Source organism: Microbacterium sp. Leaf161 (assembly GCF_001423645.1).
Lineage (GTDB): Bacteria > Actinomycetota > Actinomycetes > Actinomycetales > Microbacteriaceae > Microbacterium > Microbacterium forte.
Genome location: NZ_LMOW01000001.1, coordinates 841,771 through 860,509, shown reverse-complemented (window position 1 = coordinate 860,509; position 18,739 = coordinate 841,771). Strand labels below are relative to the sequence as shown.

At 68.4% G+C, this 18,739-nt stretch carries 15 protein-coding genes; 9 read left to right on the top strand and 6 right to left on the bottom strand.

The window, feature by feature from the left end; translation table 11 throughout:
• Nucleotides 1-33: 33 nt before the first annotated feature.
• From ASF87_RS04250 to ASF87_RS04230, 5 genes are all read left to right on the top strand, one after another.
• Entirely contained in the window at nt 34-1,014 is a 981-nt protein-coding gene (locus ASF87_RS04250; protein ID WP_056374411.1) for an EamA family transporter, read from the top strand.
• Nucleotides 1,015-1,243: 229 nt separating this feature from the next.
• Nucleotides 1,244-1,912, top strand: coding sequence for a GntR family transcriptional regulator (locus ASF87_RS04245; protein WP_056374409.1), 669 nt, complete (start codon nt 1,244-1,246; stop codon nt 1,910-1,912).
• Nucleotides 1,909-3,435, top strand: coding sequence for an MmgE/PrpD family protein (locus tag ASF87_RS04240; protein ID WP_056374407.1), 1,527 nt, complete (start codon nt 1,909-1,911; stop codon nt 3,433-3,435). Before ASF87_RS04245 ends, ASF87_RS04240 begins: the two co-directional genes overlap by 4 nt.
• The gene (gene prpB / locus ASF87_RS04235; RefSeq protein WP_056374405.1) at nt 3,435-4,337 is read left to right on the top strand and encodes a methylisocitrate lyase; all 903 of its coding nucleotides are present in this window, start codon (nt 3,435-3,437) and stop codon (nt 4,335-4,337) included. The genes ASF87_RS04240 and prpB overlap by 1 nt, the downstream gene beginning before the upstream one ends.
• A 2-nt stretch (nt 4,338-4,339) precedes the next feature.
• Complete coding sequence (locus tag ASF87_RS04230; protein ID WP_056374403.1) at nt 4,340-5,473, top strand: bifunctional 2-methylcitrate synthase/citrate synthase; 1,134 nt, start codon at nt 4,340-4,342, stop codon at nt 5,471-5,473.
• 72 nt (nt 5,474-5,545) lie between these two features.
• Here ASF87_RS04230 and ASF87_RS04225 read toward each other — a convergent pair whose 3' ends face one another.
• On the bottom strand, nt 5,546-5,965 hold the full coding sequence (locus ASF87_RS04225; protein ID WP_162238671.1) for an META domain-containing protein: 420 nt from the start codon (nt 5,963-5,965) through the stop codon (nt 5,546-5,548).
• Between the two features lie 339 nt (nt 5,966-6,304).
• On the opposite strand from ASF87_RS04225, the gene ASF87_RS04220 reads away from it, so the two are divergent.
• Nucleotides 6,305-8,449 (top strand): S1 family peptidase, encoded by a 2,145-nt coding sequence (locus ASF87_RS04220; RefSeq protein ID WP_056374399.1) that lies wholly within the window; start codon nt 6,305-6,307, stop codon nt 8,447-8,449.
• 225 nt (nt 8,450-8,674) lie between these two features.
• Here the strand turns inward: ASF87_RS04220 and arfA are convergent, their stop codons facing one another.
• The 5 genes from arfA to ASF87_RS04195 all read right to left on the bottom strand — a co-directional run bounded on the left by arfA (nt 8,675) and on the right by ASF87_RS04195 (nt 14,658).
• Nucleotides 8,675-10,198, bottom strand: coding sequence for an arabinosylfuranosidase ArfA (gene arfA, locus ASF87_RS04215; RefSeq protein ID WP_056374397.1), 1,524 nt, complete (start codon nt 10,196-10,198; stop codon nt 8,675-8,677).
• An 88-nt stretch (nt 10,199-10,286) separates the two neighbouring features.
• Entirely contained in the window at nt 10,287-11,192 is a 906-nt protein-coding gene (locus tag ASF87_RS04210) for a carbohydrate ABC transporter permease (RefSeq protein ID WP_042541398.1), read from the bottom strand.
• A complete protein-coding gene (locus ASF87_RS04205; protein ID WP_042541399.1) occupies nt 11,192-12,145 on the bottom strand; it encodes a carbohydrate ABC transporter permease in 954 nt (317 codons plus the stop codon). The genes ASF87_RS04210 and ASF87_RS04205 overlap by 1 nt, the downstream gene beginning before the upstream one ends.
• Complete coding sequence (locus ASF87_RS04200) at nt 12,142-13,479, bottom strand: extracellular solute-binding protein (RefSeq protein WP_056376328.1); 1,338 nt, start codon at nt 13,477-13,479, stop codon at nt 12,142-12,144. The genes ASF87_RS04205 and ASF87_RS04200 overlap by 4 nt, the downstream gene beginning before the upstream one ends.
• Nucleotides 13,480-13,611: 132 nt before the next feature.
• On the bottom strand, nt 13,612-14,658 hold the full coding sequence (locus tag ASF87_RS04195) for a LacI family DNA-binding transcriptional regulator (protein WP_056374395.1): 1,047 nt from the start codon (nt 14,656-14,658) through the stop codon (nt 13,612-13,614).
• A gap of 78 nt (nt 14,659-14,736) precedes the next feature.
• Here ASF87_RS04195 and ASF87_RS04190 point away from each other — a divergent pair, with 78 nt between their 5' ends.
• From ASF87_RS04190 to ASF87_RS04180, 3 genes are all read left to right on the top strand, one after another.
• Nucleotides 14,737-15,996, top strand: a complete 1,260-nt coding sequence (locus ASF87_RS04190; RefSeq protein ID WP_056374393.1) for an FAD-binding protein — start codon at nt 14,737-14,739, stop codon at nt 15,994-15,996.
• A 68-nt stretch (nt 15,997-16,064) separates the two neighbouring features.
• Nucleotides 16,065-17,084 carry a LacI family DNA-binding transcriptional regulator gene (locus tag ASF87_RS04185; RefSeq protein ID WP_042541402.1) on the top strand — a complete coding sequence of 340 codons (1,020 nt, stop codon included), beginning with the start codon at nt 16,065-16,067 and terminating at the stop codon, nt 17,082-17,084.
• The gene (locus ASF87_RS04180) at nt 17,081-18,628 is read left to right on the top strand and encodes a sugar ABC transporter ATP-binding protein (RefSeq protein WP_056374391.1); all 1,548 of its coding nucleotides are present in this window, start codon (nt 17,081-17,083) and stop codon (nt 18,626-18,628) included. Before ASF87_RS04185 ends, ASF87_RS04180 begins: the two co-directional genes overlap by 4 nt.
• Nucleotides 18,629-18,739: the final 111 nt, after the last annotated feature.

Genomic DNA, 18,739 nt, shown 5'->3' with positions numbered 1-18,739 from the left:
ACCTTACATCCTGCAAGAGTAGCGTCACCTGTCATGAGCAAGGTTGCAAATGACATCGCCGCGCCGGGTGTGCGATTCGGTCTGCCCCTGGCGATCGGCGCGGCCTTCGCGTTCGGGATGTCCGGCGCCTGGGCTCGAGGGCTCATCGACGCCGGATGGACCCCCGGTGCGGCAGTGACCGCGCGGGTCTGGGTCGCTGCTCTCGTGCTGCTCGTGCCGACGATCATCTCGCTCCGGGGTCGGTGGGGAGTGCTCAGGAAGAACGCGGGCATGGTCGCCGCCTACGGACTGCTCGCCGTCACCGCCACGCAGCTCTGCTACTTCCAGGCCGTCGCCGTGATGGACGTCGGCCTCGCGCTGCTCATCGAGTACACCGCACCGATCGCCGTCATCCTGTGGCTGTGGCTCCGGCGGGGTGAACGGCCGAGTCGCCGCAGTGTGATCGGCGCGGCCATCGCCTTCGTCGGTCTCGTGCTGATGCTCGACATCATCACCGGTGCCGAGGTCAACGTCGCCGGCATACTCTGGGCGCTCGCCGCGATGGTCGGCGCCGCGACGTACTTCCTGCTCTCGGCCAAGGCCGACACCGGCCTGCCGCCGATAGCGCTCGCCGGAGGAGGGCTGCTGCTCGGCGCCGTCGCTCTCACGATCGCCGGCCTCGTCGGCATCCTGCCCATCGCCTGGACGACCGATGACATCACCTACCGCTTCGGCACCGTGCCGTGGTTCGTGCCGGTGCTGGCGATCGGCCTCATCGCCACTGCCCTCGCCTACGTGCTCGGCATCGCATCGACCCGGATGCTGGGCTCGCGCCTCGCATCCTTCGTCGCACTCTCCGAAGTCGTCGCCGCACTGCTGTTCGGCTGGCTGCTGCTCGGACAGCTGCCCGACCTGCTGCAGGCTCTCGGCGGAGCGCTCGTGCTCATCGGAGTGGTGGTCGTGAAGCTCGGCGAGCCGCGCCCTGCGGAGTTCGTCGAACCGATTCCGGATGCCGTCGCGCTGCCGCAGCGGTAAGTCACACGCGGGGTGCCGGTGTGTGGTCAGATTCGCACCTCTGGGCGGCTCTTCGGATGCTTCTTTGACCATCCGCCGGGCGTGGGATGCTCTTTCGACCATCCGCCGATCGGGCTGCGCGCACGCCGCGGCCGGGCGGCTCCGGCCACCGCGACACTCAATGTATACGTCTAACCCCTGATTCGGTAACTCGGTTCGCAGATACCGCATCTATGTATACACTGAGGGCATGAGTTCCGTTGCCGATCGCATCACCGCGAGCGACCGAGCCCACGCGGCACTGCTGGAGGAGATCCAGTCGGGCGCCCTCCCCGCCGGGTTCGTGCTGGGCGAGGTCGAGCAGGCCGCCCGCCTCGGCATCAGCCGCACGCCGATGCGCGAGGCCCTGCGCCGCCTCGCGGCCGACGGCCTGGTCGTGCAGCAGTCGCCGCGTGTCACCGTGGTCGCAGACCTGGATGCCGACGACATCCGCGCCCTCTTCGAGATCCGCCGCGCGCTCGAGGAGACCTCCGCCCGCCTGGCGGCCCAGCGTGGCGACGCCGACCTCTTCGGCGCTCTCGCCGACGAGTTCGCCCACGTCGACCTCGCCGCCGTCGAAGGCCGCGACGCGTACTACGCCCTCATCGCCCGCTTCGATGCCGCTCTCGACCAGGCCGTCGACAACGACTACATCGCCTCGGCGCTGCGCACCGTGCGCACCCACCTCGTGCGGGTGCGGCGCATGGCCCGCGACAAGCCCGACCGCCTCGCGGCCTCCGCGGCCGAGCATCGCACGATCGCCGCAGCGCTCGGTGCGCGAGACGGCGACCTCGCCGCGCACGCCACTCACGTGCATCTGCACAACGCGCTCGCCGGCATCCTCGACTCCCTGTCAGCCAACCCAGAAGGTGTGAAATGACCGTCACCCACCACGTCCGTGTCCACCGCAGCGACGAGAACCTCGCTCGAGAAGACCAGCTCGCCTGGAAGATCGCAGAGGTCGCCGCCGACCCGGTCGAGGTCGAGCAGGACGTCGCCGACATGATCATCAACCGCATCATCGACAACGCGTCGGTGGCCGCGGCATCGCTCACCCGCGGCCCCATCAACGCGGCCCGCGCCCAGGCGTTCAGCCACCCCGTCTCGACCGGCGGCATCGGCGCCACGGTCTTCGGCGCGGCGCTCGACCACCGCACCAGCCCCGAGTGGGCGGCCTGGTCCAACGGCGTCGCCGTGCGTGAGCTCGACTACCACGACACGTTCCTCGCGGCCGAGTACTCGCACCCGGGCGACAACATCCCGCCGATCCTCGCCGTCGCCCAGCACGTGCAGGCCGACGGTCGCGCGCTGCTGCGCGGCATCGCCACCGGTTACGAGATCCAGATGGACCTCGTGCGCGCGATCTGCCTGCATAAGCACAAGATCGATCACGTCGCCCACCTCGGCCCGTCGGCCGCGGCCGGCATCGGCACCCTGCTCGGCCTCGACGTCGAGACGATCTATCAGGCCGTCGGCCAGGGCCTGCACACCACCACCGCCACGCGTCAGAGCCGCAAGGGCGAGATCTCGACGTGGAAGGCGCACGCCCCGGCTTTCGCGGGCAAGCTCGCCGTCGAGGCGGTCGACCGGGCGATGCGCGGGCAGACCAGCCCCGCCCCGATCTACGAGGGCGAAGACGGCGTGATCGCCTGGATGCTCGACGGCAAGGACGCCGCCTACGAGGTGCCGCTGCCCGCCGCCGGCGAGGCGAAGCGCGCGATCCTCGACTCGTACACGAAGGAGCACTCGGCCGAGTACCAGGCGCAGGCGTGGATCGACCTCGCCCGCAAGCTCGGCACCGAGAACCCGGCGCTGCGCGACCCCGCCAACATCGAGTCCATCGTGCTGCACACCAGCCACCACACCCACTACGTGATCGGCTCGGGCGCGAACGACCCGCAGAAGTACGACCCGACGGCCTCGCGAGAGACGCTCGATCACTCGATCCCGTACATCTTCGCTGTCGCGCTGCAGGACGGCGGATGGCACCACGTCGACTCCTACGCTCCTGAGCGTGCTGGTCGCGAAGACACCGTCGCGCTGTGGCACAAGATCACCACGGCCGAGGATGCCGAGTGGACGCGCCGCTACCACTCGGAAGACCCCGACGTGAAGGCGTTCGGCGGTCGCGTGGAGTTCCGCCTGACCGACGGCACGACCGTGGTCGACGAGATCGCCGTCGCCGACGCGCATCCGCTCGGCGCCCGTCCGTTCGCCCGCGACAACTACATCGCGAAGTTCCGCCTGCTGGCCGAGCCCGTGCTAGAGCCGGCCGAGATCGAGCGGTTCCTCGAGCTGGTGCAGCGCCTGCCCGAGCTGACGGCCGCCGAGGTCGGCGAGCTGTCGATCATCGCTCGCCCGGGTCTGCTCGAGGGCGCCGACGCCCCGAAGGGCCTGTTCTGATGCTGTACTCGCACGTCACCCCGGCCGAGAAGCGCCGCCTGTTCCGTGAACGCCTCGCGAGCGGTGAGCTGCTGCGGTTCCCCGGTGCCTTCAACCCGCTGAGCGCCCGCCTGATCGAGCAGAAGGGCTTCGACGGGGTCTACATCTCGGGCGCGGTGCTGTCGGCCGACCTCGGGGTTCCCGACATCGGCCTCACCACGCTGACCGAGGTCGCGGGGCGCGCGAAGCAGATCGCGCGCATGACCGACATCCCCGCGATCGTCGACGCCGACACCGGCTTCGGCGAGCCGATGAACGTCGCCCGCACGATCCAGGAGCTCGAGGATGCAGGCCTTGCCGGCACCCACATCGAAGACCAGATCAACCCGAAGCGCTGCGGCCATCTCGACGGCAAGAGCGTGGTCGACGAGAGCACCGCGATCCGCCGCATCCGAGCGGCGGCCGACGCCCGTCGCGACCCCAACTTCCTCATCATGGCGCGGACCGACATCCGCGCGGTCGAGGGGCTCGAATCAGCGATCGATCGCGCCAAGGCGCTGGTGGATGCGGGGGCCGATGCCGTGTTCCCGGAGGCGATGCGCACGCTCGCCGAGTTCGAGGCGATGGCGAACGCGCTGGACGTGCCGATCCTGGCCAACATGACCGAGTTCGGCAAGAGCGACCTGTTCTCGGTCGACCAGCTGCGTGACGCCGGTGTCAACATGGTCATCTGGCCCGTGTCGCTGCTGCGCATCGCGATGGGCGCGGCGGGCCGCGCGCTCGATACGCTGGGCGCGGAGGGGCACCTCACCTCGAAGCTCGGTGAGATGCAGCACCGTGCCGATCTCTACGACCTGATCGACTACGAGTCCTACAAGCAGTTCGACTCGGGCGTCGCAGGCTTCACCGTCACGAAGGAGTGAGCATGACCGAGCCGGACATCAAGAAGGGCCTCGCCGGGGTCGTCGTCGACACGACCGCGATCTCGAAGGTCAACCCCGAGACGAACAGCCTGCTCTACCGCGGCTACCCCGTGCAGGAGCTGGCGGCGACGCAGCCCTTCGAGGCGGTCGCGTACCTGCTCTGGCATGGAGAGCTGCCGGATGCCGAACAGCTGGCAGCGTTCCGCGCGACGGAGCGTGAGCACCGCGCGCTCGCCGACAACGTCAAGGCGGCGATCGACCTGGTGCCCGTCGAGGCGCACCCGATGGACGAGGTGCGCACGGCGGTCAGCCTGATCGGCGCCTCTGACCCGAACGCGGGTGGATCGGTGCTGGATGCCGGCGGCAGCCCCGAGCAGAACCTCGAGCGCAGCATCCGTCTGTTCGCGGCCCTGCCGGCGATCGTCGCCTACGGTCAGCGTCGCCGCCGCGGCGAACAGCTCATCGAGCCCCGCTCCGACCTCGACTACTCGGCGAACTTCCTCTGGATGACGTTCGGTGAGGAGCCCGATCCGGTGGTCATCGATGCGTTCAACCGCTCGATGATCCTGTATGCCGAGCACTCGTTCAACGCCTCGACGTTCACAGCCCGCGTGATCACCTCGACCCTCAGTGACCTCTACTCAGCCGTGGTCGGAGCGATCGGCGCGCTCAAGGGCCCGCTGCACGGCGGTGCCAACGAGGCCGTGCTGCACATCTTCGACGAGATCGGCGAGGCATCGAACGTCGTGCCCTGGCTCGACGACGCCCTGGCCGAGAAGCGCAAGATCATGGGCTTCGGTCATCGCGTCTACAAGAGCGGCGACTCGCGTGTGCCCACCATGAAGGCCGCTCTCGACACTCTCGTCGAGCACTACGACCGCCCCGAGGTGGCCGAGCTGTACGACGCGCTCGAGTCGGAGTTCGTCGCGCGCAAGGGCATCTACCCGAACCTCGACTATCCGTCGGGCCCTGCCTACAACCTCATCGGCTTCGACACCCTCACGTTCACGCCGCTGTTCGTCGCGGCGCGCGTGACCGGGTGGACGGCGCACGTGATCGAGCAGGCCGGAGCGAACGCGCTGATCCGCCCGCTGTCGCTCTATGACGGCGTCGACGAGCGTCACATCGAGGACTGAGCAGGGCACCGGCCCGGGTCAGCACCCGGGTCGGGTGCTCGTCGGATGCCGCGCTCGCCGCGGCGGTGGTGATCAGCTCGCCCGGGCGAGGTTTCCCAGCTCGGCGCCGGACGCATCCTTGATCACCAGGACGTCTCCGTCGATCTCGACCGCGCGGATGCCGCGCATCCAGTCGTCGACCCCGGGGCAGGCCTTGAGAGTCGATGCGAACCGGGCGAGGTCGACGCGGTCGCCGTTCACCGAGTAGGTCGTCGTGATGCCGTTGCATCCATCGCTGCCGTGCACCGTTCCGTCGGCGGCGAACTCGAGGTGCGGCTGGCCCTTCGCATCCTCGCCCCAGAGCCCGACGAGCTTCTCGATGACGGCGTCGTCGTCGCTGCTCGAGGTGGGTGCGCCACCCGGTGCCCCCGTCGCGCAGGCCGCGCCCATCAGCGCGAAGGCTCCCAGAATCGCGAGGCCGACGAGGTTTCGTGCTCTGCGGTGGGTGCTCATGCTGGCCATGCTAACGGTGCCGCCTGCGAATGCGATCGCATTCTCGATCCGGCCGGGGCCGACGGGTTCGCCGGGTCGGAGGAGGGAGCGCGTGCGCGTCTATCGCACAGAGGACGTCCAGGTCAAGGGGTGAAATTCCGGTAAACAATTTCCCCATTCTGTGGATTTACTGGGTACTGTTCTAGAGATCCTGTTCGTTCCGACGGACAGGATCCTGCTTGTCGGGGGGCCAGCGTCGCAGTTCACGCCTCCACCGGGAGGCGACCGGTTCTGTGTGCATCGCACACCGCCGGATATGAAACTGACTGACGATCCGTGACCAGCAAGGACATACATCACATGAAGCACAGAGTGACAGGGCGGCGCGCACTCGCGTTGACCGCCGCGACGACGATCGCCCTCTCGGGCCTGCTCGTTGCGGGACCGGCTTACGCCGAGGATGGCGCAGAGCCGACCCCGACTCCCTCTTCGACCGCGACGTCGGAGACGAATGCGCCGGTCGAGGACGCACCCGTAGAGGATGCTCCGCCGGCCGACCTCGTCAAGCTCGCCGACACGGCTGCCGACCACGGTGTCGAGTTCGTGGCCAGTGGCACGACCGCTGAAGGGCAGGAGATCACGCTCGTCTCCGAAGACGGCGCGACTGATGACGCGTCCATCGAGGCCTTCGCCGCAGAAGCCCAAGTCCCGGCGTCTAGCGTCGTGGCGCTCGGAGGCACTCCGCAAGCGTTCGCCGAGGGTGACATCGTCGGTGGACAGGGATACCTGATCGTCGACCAGGACGACCGCCTCTACAACTGCTCCGTCGGATTCGCCGCATGGAGCCCCGACCGTACGCCTGCGCTGCTCAGCGCAGGGCACTGCGCGTTCGATGACACCAACCGCCCGATGGCGGGAACCCTCTGGAGCGTCCCGAGCGAGCAGCCCGCAGCCGGCGGCAACGACGACCTGCCCGCGACGCCCGAGGTCCTCGGCACCTTCGGGTTCGCTCAGTTCGGCAGCACGGACAATGCGCCGGGCTCGGACGGCGACACGAACGCGACCGACATCTCGGTGATCGATGTCGTTCCTGGTACCAACCCGCTGCCGTTCGTCACCGACTGGACCACGGCCACCGAGGCTTACGACTCGCTCGCAGAAAGCGGATACGCGGTCAAGGCTGTCGGTGCGGCTGTTCCCGGCCCTGTCGCGAAGAGCGGTCGCACGACCGGCTACACGGTGGGTGCGATCAACGGAAACCACATCATCGACGGCTGGGCGCAGATCGAGGACCGCTGGGTGCAGGGCTTCTCGAGCAACACCGAGGCCGGCCCCGGCGACTCGGGTGGAGCTGTCATCCAGGGCAATACCGCGGTCGGACTGATCTCCGGTGGTATCGAGGCCGAACCTGGCGTCGAGCAGTGGACCTGGTCTGCATCGCTCACCGCGGCACTTCCCAAGACCGGCGGCTACGAGGTCGCACTCGACATCGACGCGCCGGTCATCACCAGCCCGACCGATGGCGCAGAGGTGCAGCCCGGAACGACGGTCACCGGAACCGCTCCCGGAGCGACCGAGGTCACGGTCAGCGGCTTCGGCGCAGACCAGACGGTCGCCGTCACGGACGGCGCCTTCTCGTTCGTCGGACCCGTCGAACTCGGTGCACAGACCATCACGGTCACCGCGCGCAACGGCCTCAGCACCTCGGACAGCACGACGATCGACGTGACCGTCGTGCCGGCTCCGCTCGTCGCACCGGTCATCACCTCGCCGGCTAACGACTCGAGGGTCAACGAGACCGTCACCGAGGTCAGCGGCACCGGCCTGCCGACGACCACCATCACGGTGACCGACGCGAAGACCGATGATGTGCTCGGCACGACCGAGGTCGCCGGAGACGGTTCCTGGACCGTCGACGGGCTCTCCTTCGAGTACGGCCTTGACTACAGCATCGTCGTGACGCAGACCCGCGACGAAGAGGTCTCGCCTGAGGCCACCTCGACGTTCTCGGTCGTCCCCGTCTCGCCGGCCGTGACCTCGGTCACGAACGGCGCGGAGTTCGCCCACAACGACGGTCCCTCCGGGCTCGCCGGCACGGGCATCGATGGCGCGACCGTCACGGTGAAGCTCAACGGCGCTGAGCCGACGTCGGCGAACACGGCGGCCCTCGCGGGCGCCTTCGCCGCCGCGAGCGGCACCTTCACGGCCACGGTCGAGGACGGCGCATGGAGCGTCGACTTCGGCGCGGCGCTCGAGTCGGGGTCATACACGGTCTCGGCCACGCAGGCCATCGACGGCGTCTCGTCGGATCCGACCGACCTGTCGTTCGCTGTTCTCGCCGCCCCGGTCGCCGGTGGTGGCGGTGCAGCGGCACCCGGTGACGGTGGACTCGCCGTGACCGGTGCCGACCTGCTCGTCCCGCTCTCCGCCGCAGCCATCGCGCTCGCGCTGCTGTCGGGTGGACTGCTGCTGGTCTTCCGTCGTCGCCAGCTCATCGAGAGCTGACACGCTGATCACCTCCTGAGGGTGTGACCGGCCCCGGCCGCGAACCCCTCGCCGAGAAGCCCGGTATCGAAAGATGCCGGGCTTCTTCGCATCTCCGGGACGCCGCCGTCTCCACGGCGCCGCAGTCTGCGGGGTGCCGCATGCACCGACGAGCGGATGCCGTGACCACAGCAGGAGGCCCGGCATCGGAATCCGATGCCGGGCCTTCTTCTGTCGAGGCGAGCCTCAGGCGAGTTCGATCACCGACCACGACAGCGGCGGGAGCGTCGCGCGCACCGCGCCGTCGACGACCTCTGCGGCTGCGAGCGGCACCATGTGCACGGCATCCTGCGTGGTCTCGAGGTTCGCGGTGCGGCGGTCGCCGCCCTCGGGGATCGTCAGCGTCTCGGCGTTCACGACGCGGAGCCCCGTGAGACCGCGCAGCTCGACGGTCAGGTCGCTCTCCTCGTCGAGCGAGCGGTTCGCGACGAAGACGACGACGCGTCCGGTCTCCTCATCCCACGTCGCTGCCGCATCGACCGCGTCGACGCCGCCGTAGCGCTTCGTCTCGATCTGCGGTGCCGACACCGCGAGGCGCAGGATGCGACCCTTCGCGAGGCGAGCCATGCGCTCGAACGGCCAGAAGCTCGTCTGACGCCAGGCCGGACCGTTCTCCTCCGAGCGGATCGGCGCGATCACGTTGACGAGCTGCGCCTGGTTGGCGATCTTCACGCGGTCGCCGTGGCGCAGCAGGCTGTTGAGCAGCGTGCCCACGACGACGGCATCCGTCACGTTGTACGTGTCCTCGATCAGACGCGGGTGCTCCCGCCAGCCCGACTTCGCGACCTCGCCGGCCTCGACGTCGTTGTACTTCACCTGGTCCCACACGTTCCACTCGTCGAACGAGATGTCGACCTGCTTGGTGTGCTTGCCCGCGGCCTTCACGGCGTCGATCGTCGCGATGACACCGTCGATGAACGCATCCATGTCGACCGACTCGGCGAGGAACGACTCGGCGTCGCCGTCGTGCTCCTGGTAGTAGGCATGCATCGAGACGAAGTCGACCTCGTCGTAGGCGTGCGTGAGCACCGTGTGCTCCCATGTGCCGAACGTCGGCATCGACCGCGCAGACGAGCCGACCGCGACGAGCTCGATCGTCGGGTCGACCAGCTTCATGGCCTTGGCCGACTCCTGCGCGAGGCGTCCGTACTCGGTCGCGGTCTTGCCGCCGATCTGCCACGGGCCGTCGAGCTCGTTGCCCAGGCACCACAGCTTGATGTCGAACGGCTTCTCGGCGCCGTTCCTGCGACGCAGGTCCGACCAGTAGGTGCCGCTCGGGTGGTTCGCGTACTCGACGAGCGAGCGAGCCTCTTCGACGCCGCGGGTGCCGAGGTTGATCGCCTCCATGACCTCGACGTCGGCCTCCTTCGCCCAATCCATGAACTCGTGCAGCCCGAACGCGTTGGTCTCGATGGTGTGCCAGGCGCCGTCGATGCGCACGGGGCGGTCTTCGACCGGGCCCACCCCGTCTTCCCAGCGGTAGCCGGAGACGAAGTTGCCCCCGGGATACCGGACGACGGTCGGTCCCATCTCCTTCACCAGGGCGAGCACGTCCTGACGGAAGCCGCGCTCGTCGGCCTGCGGGTGGCCCGGCTCGTAGATGCCGGTGTACACGCAGCGCCCCATGTGCTCGACGAATGACCCGAAGAGCCTTCGGGGGACGTCGGCGATGGTGAAGTCGCGATCGATGGTGATGCGGGCCTGAGACATTGCTCTCCTTGTGAGTGGGCCGGGGTGAGGCGTTTCGTCCCGTCGCTGAGCTCCTCGCTGAACGACCGACGATGAGGATCGGTGGGGACTATTGACCGCCGAAGCCGCTGGTCGCGACTCCCTTGACGATCTGCTTCTGGAAGATGATGAACACGATGATCAGCGGCAGCGCGGCGAGCACGGCCTGCGCCATGACTTGCGCGTACTGCACGCCGTAGGCGCTGATCACCGTCTGCAGGCCGACCGGCAGCGTCATCAAAGTGGTGTCGTTGATGACGAGGAACGGCCAGAGGAAGTTGTTCCACGCGCCGATGAAGACGAAGATCGCGACGGATGCCAGGATCGGCCGCGAGAGCGGCAGCACGATCGACCAGAAGATGCGCAGGCGGCTGGCGCCGTCGACGCGGGCCGCGTCTTCGAGCTCGATCGGGATCGCGTCGAAGAAGCGCTTGAGGATGAACACCATCGCCGGGGCGACGACCTGCGGCAGGATCAGACCCCAGTAGGTGTCGATCATGTTGAACGCGAGCATCTCGTAGAACAGCGGGATGATCAGCACCTGCGGCGGCACGACGATGGAGGCGATGATGACGACGAACAGCCACTTGCGGCCCGTGAAGTCGAGCCGTGAGAACGCGTAGGCAGCCAGTGCCGAGATCGTCAGGGTGATCAGGGTCACCGCGACCGACGTCCAGAGGCTGTTGAACGCCCAGGTGTAGACGTTGCCCTGCGACAGGATCGCCGCGAAGGCCTCGACGGTCGGGCCCGAGGCGCCGATCCACGACGGGTCGCCGCTGGCGGCATCCGTCTCGGTCTTGAAGGCGGTCGCGACCGCCCAGAGGAACGGCAGCAGCCAGCCGATCGCGAGGATGATCAGGACGACGAGGGCGCTGATGCGCAGCGCACCGAACGGCTTCTGACCTGGCAGGTGCGAGCGGCGGGCTCGCGCCGGCTTGGCGGTGGTGATGGTCTCGGTGAGTGTGGCGGTGGACATCACAGCTGCGACTCCTTCCGGCGGCGCATGATCAGAGCCTGCGCGACGCCGATGATGACGATGAGAGCGAAGAACACGTAGGAGATCGCGGCCGAGTAGCCGAATCGGTAGCTGACGAAGCCGGCCTCGTAGATGTACTGGACGATCGAGCGGGTGGTGTCGCTCGCGACGCCGCCGAGCATCTGGTACGCCTGATCGAACAGCTTCAGCGATGCCAGGATCTGCAGGATCAGGATCAGCACGGTCGCCGGTCCCAGCTGGGGGAGCGTGATCGACCAGAACTGCCGCCACGGGCCCGCGCCGTCGAGCGATGCGGCCTCGTACTGCTGCGGCGGGATGTTCTGCATCGCGGCGAGATAGAGCAGGAAGTTGAATCCGACCGTCCACCAGATGGTGGCGATGACGATCGACAGCATGTTGGTGTCGGGGTTCTGCAGCCAGGCGAGCGGCTCGAGGCCGAAGAACTCGAGGATGTTGTTGGCCGCGCCGATCTGCGGGTTGAAGATCCAGACCCAGATCTGCGAGATCACGGTCGAGGCGAGCAGATAGGGCATGAAGAACGACAGCCGCCACAGCCACTGGCCGGGAAGGCCGCGGTCGACGAGAGCGGCCATGAGCAGTGCGATCACGACGAGCGGCACGGTCGACAGCAGTGTGAACCACACCGTGTTGCCCATCGACTGCCACATCTTGGGGTCGGCGAGCGCCTCGGCGTAGTTCGCGAAGCCGATGAAGGAACCGCCTGCCCCGGTGAGCGACTGGTCGGTGAAGCTGAGGATGATGCCGTGCACGATCGGCCACGCGAGGAACAGCACGAACGCGAGGAGGAAGGGCGCGAGGAACGCCCAGCTGATGAGCTGCTCGCGGTTGCGGGAGGAGCCGGCGCGTCGAGCGGGCAAGGCCGACTTCGAGCCGGTGACGATGGTGCGCGTGGAGTCCGTCGCGGTGGTCATGATGCGAACTTCCCCTCGGGGTCGGCCGGGTTGGGCTGTCGGAGGAGTGTGTTCACCCGGGCCTCGAACCGGTCGATGGCCGCCGCGGGATCGTCGCCCGAGAGCAGCACCCCCTGCACGGCGGCGCCGAACTCGCCCTGGAAGCTCGACCCTGAGCCGGTGAACCACGCGGTGGGGTCGTAGACGACGTGCTGCGCGGCCGCGGCGTAGTTGGCCTGGGGAATGAGGTCGGCGTACTCGGGCGATTCGGTGACCGGGAGGAACGCGGGGATGTGCCCGGCCTCGGCCCACCCGAACGAGCCCTTGAGCATGTCGGCGACGAACCGGTAGGTCAGGTCGCGCTTCGCGGGATCGGCATTGGTCTGATGCGGCAGCACGAACGAGTGCGAGTCGGCATAGACCGCGGGCGTGCCGAACAGCGTGGGGATCATGGTGGCATCCAGGGGCAGTTCGGCCGCCTGCATGGTGCGCAGCTCCCAGACGCCGGTGAACAGCATCCCGCTCTTGCCGGTGGCGAACTCGGCCACCGCGCTGCCGTAGTCGGCCTGGGCGAGGGCGATCTCTCCGTCGAGAAGGGTGCGCATGAGGGTCAGAGACGCGACAGCGGCGTCCTTGTCGATCACGGCCTTGCCGCCGGCCGGCAGTTCCATCGCACTGCCGTGCTGCGAATAGAACGTGTAGAAGAGACGCCACATCTGAGCGCCGTCGCCGAGGTAGCCGTACGAGAGCGCGTGCCCCTCGGCTTTGCCGCCGATGGCTCGCAGCTGGTCGAGGAACTCCTCAGGAGACGAGGTCTCCTGCAGTCGGCCGTCGCTGTCGAGCACACCGGCTGCATCGCAGATGTCGGTGTTGAACATCGCGACGAACGGATGCGCGTCGAGCGCGATGCTGTACATGTTCTCGCCGACGAAGCCCTTCTCCCAGATCGGCTTCGGGAACGTCGAGGCGTCGACCCCGAGGTCTGCGAGTCGGTCGAGGTCCCAGGTGTCGAGCAGGCCACCCGGTGCCCAGCCGACCGTGCGCGTCGCGTGCATGATCGCGACGTCGGGGGCCCGGCCGCCGGCACCCGCCATGGCGAGCTTCGTGTAGTACGGAGTGCCCCACGCGAGCACCGTGGGGCGGATGCGGTAGTCGCTCTGCGCCGCGTTGGCGGCGTCGAGCAGCTGCGACATGGTCACGCCGTCGCCTCCGGAGAGCAGATGCCAGAACTGCAGCGTCGTGGTGTTCGAACCGGGGACGGTGCCAGGGGCGCAGCCGGCGAGCAGCGCCGCGGCGGCCGTGACGGAGGCGGCAGTCAGGAACTGCCGCCGAGACAGATCGAGCGGGGGCGTCATCGTCACTCCTTCGTGACAGCGGGCGGGGTCGGGTCTCATCATTACATCGATGTAATCGGCCGCGCAAGAGTGAAGTCCGCAACCCGCGTGAGCCGCGGGGCCGACGGGCGGAGAACGCTCCGCGGGTGCGTGTCAGGGGCGGTGGCCGCGCGGGCGGCCCCGTGTGCTGTCACGCTCGAGCAGGTGATGCGACAGGGTGAGCGACCGCGGCGGGGTGGAGCGGTCGTCCATGCGCGATTCGAGCAGGGTGAGCGCCGCATCGGCGAAGGCGCGGCGGTCGAAGGCGAGCGTCGTGAGCGACGGAGACGTATAGCGCGAGAACTCGACGTCGTCGAAGCCCGTCACGATCACGTCTTCCGGCACGTTCACGCCGTGGTCGTGCAGTGCGTGGAGCGCGCCGAGCGCGAGCGAGTCGGTGAAGGCGATGATCGCGTCGAACGCCACTCCCCGTCGGAACAGCGTCTGCACGCCATCCGCCCCGCCGGTCATCGACCACGGCATCGGATTGATCTCCAAGGCGGTGTCACGGGGGATGCCGGCCTCCCGAAGTGCGTCGTGCACGCCCTCGAGTCGTAGACGGCCCGTCGCGGTCGCGACCGACGGGTCGTCGTCGGCGCCGATCACGGCGATGCGCGTCGCTCCGCGAGACAGCACGTGCCTGGTCACATCGGCCGCGGCTCGGCGGCTGTCGATGCGCACATGGTCGGCCCTGTTCTGCTCCACCTCGCCGAGCACGACGAGAGGGGGCAGCCGGTCGGCGTACTTCAGCACGCTGTCCTCGAGGCGGATGGGGTTCAGGATCAGTCCGTCGACCAGGTGCGCGCGAGCCCGGGAGACGAGCTCCCTCTCGCGTTCGGGGTCGGTCGCGGTCTCCTCGATCTGCACGGCGAGGCCGCGATCATGCGCGGCGTCGACGATGCGGTGCATGAGCTCGGCCGAGAATGCGGTCGCGAGGTCGGGCAGGGCGACGGCGATGATGCCCGAGCGGCCCTTGCGGAGTCCTCGGGCGTTGAGGTTCGGCACGAAGTCGAGCTGCGTCATCGCGGCCTCGACCCTGAGCTTGGTCTCCTCGCGCACGGCGACGGTGCCGGTGACGACGTTCGAGACCGTCTTGGGTGAGACGCCCGCGAGTGCGGCGACGTCCTTCATCGTCGCGCGCGGCGGCGGCATCGCTGTCATCCGGTCAGCCTATCCACCGGCTCGCCCGCGAGCCCGCCGCGCCGCGGAATGTCCGCACTCGCTGGCTACTATGGCCCGATGACCATCGAACGCAACTGGGCAGGCAACCTCACCTACCGTGCATCCGCCGTCGAGCACCCGGGCTCGATCGACGAGCTGCGGCATCTGCTCGCCCGGGGCGGAGCCGTGCGCATCCTCGGATCGAGGCACGGCTTCAACGACATCGCCGACACCGACGGCCTGCTCATCGCCCTCGATCGGCTGCCCGTCGTGTTCGAGGTGAACGATGCGCGTGACGCGGTGCGCGTCTCCGGCGGGCTGCGATACGGCGACCTCGCTCCGCTGCTCGACGCCGAGGGACTCGCGCTCGCCAACCTCGCCTCGCTGCCCCACATCTCGATCGCCGGCGCAGTCGCGACCGGCACGCATGGCTCGGGCGACGCCATCGGCTCGCTGGCCTCGGCGGTGCGCGCGCTGACGATCATCACCCCGGCGGGGGAGACGCGCACCCTCGCCCGCGGTGACGACGACTTCGACGGCGCGGTCGTCAGCCTCGGTGCACTGGGTGCGGTCGTCGACGTCACGCTCGATGTCGAGCCCACCTACGAGGTGGCGCAGCACGTGTTCGAGCATCCGTCGTGGGATGCGATCCTCGCCGACTTCGACGAGGTGACGAGCATCGGCACGAGCGTCAGCATCTTCTCGCGCTGGGAGCACACCGACTTCGCCGACCAGATCTGGGTCAAGCAGCGCCAGCCCGAGGCCCGGGAGCTCGCCCGTGACGACCTCTTCGCCCGATTGGGGGCGGAGCCGGCGACCGCCAAGCGGCATCCGATCATCGGCGTCGATCCTGTCGCCTGCACCGAGCAGCTCGGCGAGTCGGGACCGTGGTTCGAGCGCCTCGCGCACTTCAAGCTCGAGTTCACGCCGTCGGCCGGCGCCGAGATCCAGAGCGAGTACCTCGTGCCCCGCGCCGACGCCGTCGCCGCGATCCAGGCGGTGCGCACGCTCGCCGGTCAGATCGCGCCGCTGCTGCTCGTGAACGAGATCCGCACGGTCGCCCCCGACTACCTCTGGTTGAGCTCGTCGCAGGGCACCGATGCCGTCGGCATCCACTTCACCTGGAAGCCCGACGAGGCGGCCGTGCGCGCGTTCCTGCCCACCCTCGAAGCGGCACTGCCCGAGACCGCCCGCCCGCACTGGGGCAAGGTCTTCACTCTCGATGCCGCAGAGGTGCGCTCGCGCTACTCGCGGTGGGATGACTTCGCCGCCCTCGCGCGTCGCTTCGACCCCGAGCGTCGTCTCGTGAACCCGTACCTCGAGCGCCTGGGGCTGTAGCGGGATCCATTGCACCACCCCGGTTGTTCTCGGTAACATTCTTCGAGGCTCGGCCGACGGAGGTGTGCATGGCGAACGTCGGCTCAGACAAGCCCAATATCCGTCAGGTCGCGACCATCGCGGGCGTCTCGCACATGACGGTGTCGCGTGTTCTCAACGATCACCCGAACATCAAGCCCGACACGAAGCGCCGCGTCCTCGAGGCGATCGAAGAGCTCGACTACCGCCCGAATCTCGTGGCCAGGGCGCTCGCCACCCAGCGCACCCGGCGCATCGGCGTGATCGTCGAGAGCGCGGTCGCGCATGGCCCGACCAGCATCCTGCGGGCCGTCGAGCTGTCGGCGCGCGCCACGGGGTACTCGGTCACACCGATCGCGCTGCACGAGGGCGATGCGCTGTCTCCCCAGGAAGCGGTCGACCACCTCGTGACGCAGGGGGTCGATGCGCTGTGCGTGATCGCACCACGTTCGTCGTCGGTGGCCGCTCTGCGGCGCATCGCCATCACCGTACCCATGCTCGTGGTCAAGGCCGACGCCGATCCGACCTTCCTCACGGTGTCGATCGACCAGCACGCCGGCACGACGTCTGTGGTCGATCACCTCGTCGCGCTCGGCCACCGAGACATACTGCACCTCTCCGGCCCGCTGGACTGGCTCGATGCGAGAGCGAGAGAGCGCGCCTTTCACACGAGGGCCAAGTCGTGGGGCATCCGTGAACGGCCCATCGTCGTCGGAGACTGGTCGGCCGACTTCGCCTACGACTTCGCGAAGGGTCTCACCCGGCTGCCGGATTACACGGCGATCTTCGCCGCCAACGACGACATGGCGATGGGCCTGATCCACGGGCTGCACGACAGGGGCTTCGAGGTGCCGCGAGACCTCAGCGTGGTCGGGTTCGACGACATCCCGCTCGCTCGGCATTTCATCCCTCCGCTCACGACGGTGCGCCAGGATTTCGGCGCACTGGGCGTCGCGGTGGTCGAGATGCTGCGCGCGGCCATCGAGGGTCGTGACATCCCCGCGCTCACCCGGATCCCGACCGAGCTCGTCGCCCGCGGATCGTCGGCCGCGCCCAGGGAGGTGCGGTGACTCCCGACCGTGGTCCCGAGCCGGTGGTGAGGCTCGAGGGCATCACGGTCGAGTTCCCGGGCGTGCGCGCGCTCGACGCCGTGGACTTCCGTCTGCTCCCCGGTGAGGTGCATGCCGTGATGGGCGAGAACGCCGCCGGCAAGTCGACGCTCGTCGCCGTCATCACCGGCACGCTCTCTCCCGACGAGGGCGCGGTGGTCGTCGACGGCGAGCCGCGTCGGTTCTCGGGAGTCGCCGACAGTCGAGCGGCCGGCATCGCCACGGTGTTCCAGGAGGCGCAGCTGAGCCCCAATCTCAGCGTGGCCGAGAACGTGATGCTCGGGCGGGAGCGCCGGGGCCGATTCGGAATCGACTGGCGCAGGACCAGGGCGGATGCCGCCGAGGCGCTGGCCAGGCTGGGACTCGACGATCTCGACCCGAAGACGCCGCTGTCGATGCTGACACCGGCGCAGAAGCAGCTGGTCGCTCTCGCTCGTGCGGTCGTCGACGATCCAAGGGTGCTGATCCTCGACGAACCCACCTCGAGCCTCGATGTCGCCGAGGTCGCCACTCTGATGCGGGTCATCCGGGGTCTGCGGCAACGCGGCGTCGCGATCCTGTTCATCTCGCACTTCCTCGAGCAGGCGTTCGCGATCAGCGACCGCATGACGGTGCTGCGCGGCGGGCGACGGGTGGGCGAATACGCGACGCGCGACCTCGACCGAGCCGACCTGATCTCGAAGATGCTCGGCAAGGACATCGACAGCCTGAGGGCCCTCGGCTCGGAGCGCAAGGCTCATCACTACGCGTACGACGGGGAGCCGGCCATGCAGGCGTCCGGTGTGGGTCGACGCGGCGAGCTGGAGCGCATGGACGTCGAGATCCAGAGGGGTGAGATCGTGGGGCTCGCGGGCCTCCGGGGATCGGGGCGCACCGAGCTCGCGTCGTTGCTCAGCGGATCGGTGCGCACCGACAGCGGAGAGCTCTGGGTCGACGGTGAACGTGTGCAGCTGCGCAGCCCCTCGGCAGCGCTGCGGCACCGCATCGCGCTGTCGGCCGAGAACCGGGGTACACAGGGCATCATCGGCGAGCTCACGGCCCGCGAGAACATCATCCTCTCGCTGCAGGCGCTGCGCGGATGGACTCGTCCTCTCTCGCACGCCGAGTCGAGGGGTCTCGTGGAGACGTACGTCGAGGCGCTGCATCTCGACCCTGCGGACCTCGACCGCCCGGTCGGTCTCCTGTCGGGGGGAACGCAGCAGAAGGTGCTCCTCGCTCGAGCGCTGGCGGTGCGCCCTCACGTGCTGATCCTCGACGAGCCCACTCGGGGGATCGACATCGCGGCCAAGATCGAGGTGCAGCGCCGCATCAGCCAGCTGGCCGGAGACGGCGTGGCCGTCGTGTTCATCTCGTCAGAGCTCGAAGAGGTCGTGCGGCTGAGCGATCGCATCGTCGTGCTGAAGGACCGCGAGAAGATCGGCGAGCTCAGCAACGGTCCGGGTGTGACCGTCGACACGGTGGTCGAGATGATCGCCGCCGAGCTGAGTCACAGCGCGGAACTGTGATCGGTAACAACATCCACCGACCGTGATCGGTGCGATTTGGTAACGAAGTCTTGTGTTCCAGAAATTGTTCCCGGTAACATCACGGCAGGACATGCGAAGCAGCTGTCCTGC

Coding starts and splice junctions, on each gene's coding strand:
- prpB (WP_056374405.1), top strand. CDS start 3,435: ATGCTGTACTCGCACGTCACCCCGGCCGAGAAGCGCCGCCTGTTCCGT.
- ASF87_RS04185 (WP_042541402.1), top strand. CDS start 16,065: ATGGCGAACGTCGGCTCAGACAAGCCCAATATCCGTCAGGTCGCGACC.
- ASF87_RS04190 (WP_056374393.1), top strand. CDS start 14,737: ATGACCATCGAACGCAACTGGGCAGGCAACCTCACCTACCGTGCATCC.
- ASF87_RS04210 (WP_042541398.1), bottom strand. CDS start 11,192: ATGTCCACCGCCACACTCACCGAGACCATCACCACCGCCAAGCCGGCG.
- ASF87_RS04245 (WP_056374409.1), top strand. CDS start 1,244: ATGAGTTCCGTTGCCGATCGCATCACCGCGAGCGACCGAGCCCACGCG.
- ASF87_RS04230 (WP_056374403.1), top strand. CDS start 4,340: ATGACCGAGCCGGACATCAAGAAGGGCCTCGCCGGGGTCGTCGTCGAC.
- ASF87_RS04225 (WP_162238671.1), bottom strand. CDS start 5,965: ATGAGCACCCACCGCAGAGCACGAAACCTCGTCGGCCTCGCGATTCTG.
- ASF87_RS04200 (WP_056376328.1), bottom strand. CDS start 13,479: ATGACGCCCCCGCTCGATCTGTCTCGGCGGCAGTTCCTGACTGCCGCC.
- ASF87_RS04205 (WP_042541399.1), bottom strand. CDS start 12,145: ATGACCACCGCGACGGACTCCACGCGCACCATCGTCACCGGCTCGAAG.
- ASF87_RS04240 (WP_056374407.1), top strand. CDS start 1,909: ATGACCGTCACCCACCACGTCCGTGTCCACCGCAGCGACGAGAACCTC.
- ASF87_RS04220 (WP_056374399.1), top strand. CDS start 6,305: ATGAAGCACAGAGTGACAGGGCGGCGCGCACTCGCGTTGACCGCCGCG.
- arfA (WP_056374397.1), bottom strand. CDS start 10,198: ATGTCTCAGGCCCGCATCACCATCGATCGCGACTTCACCATCGCCGAC.
- ASF87_RS04250 (WP_056374411.1), top strand. CDS start 34: ATGAGCAAGGTTGCAAATGACATCGCCGCGCCGGGTGTGCGATTCGGT.
- ASF87_RS04195 (WP_056374395.1), bottom strand. CDS start 14,658: ATGACAGCGATGCCGCCGCCGCGCGCGACGATGAAGGACGTCGCCGCA.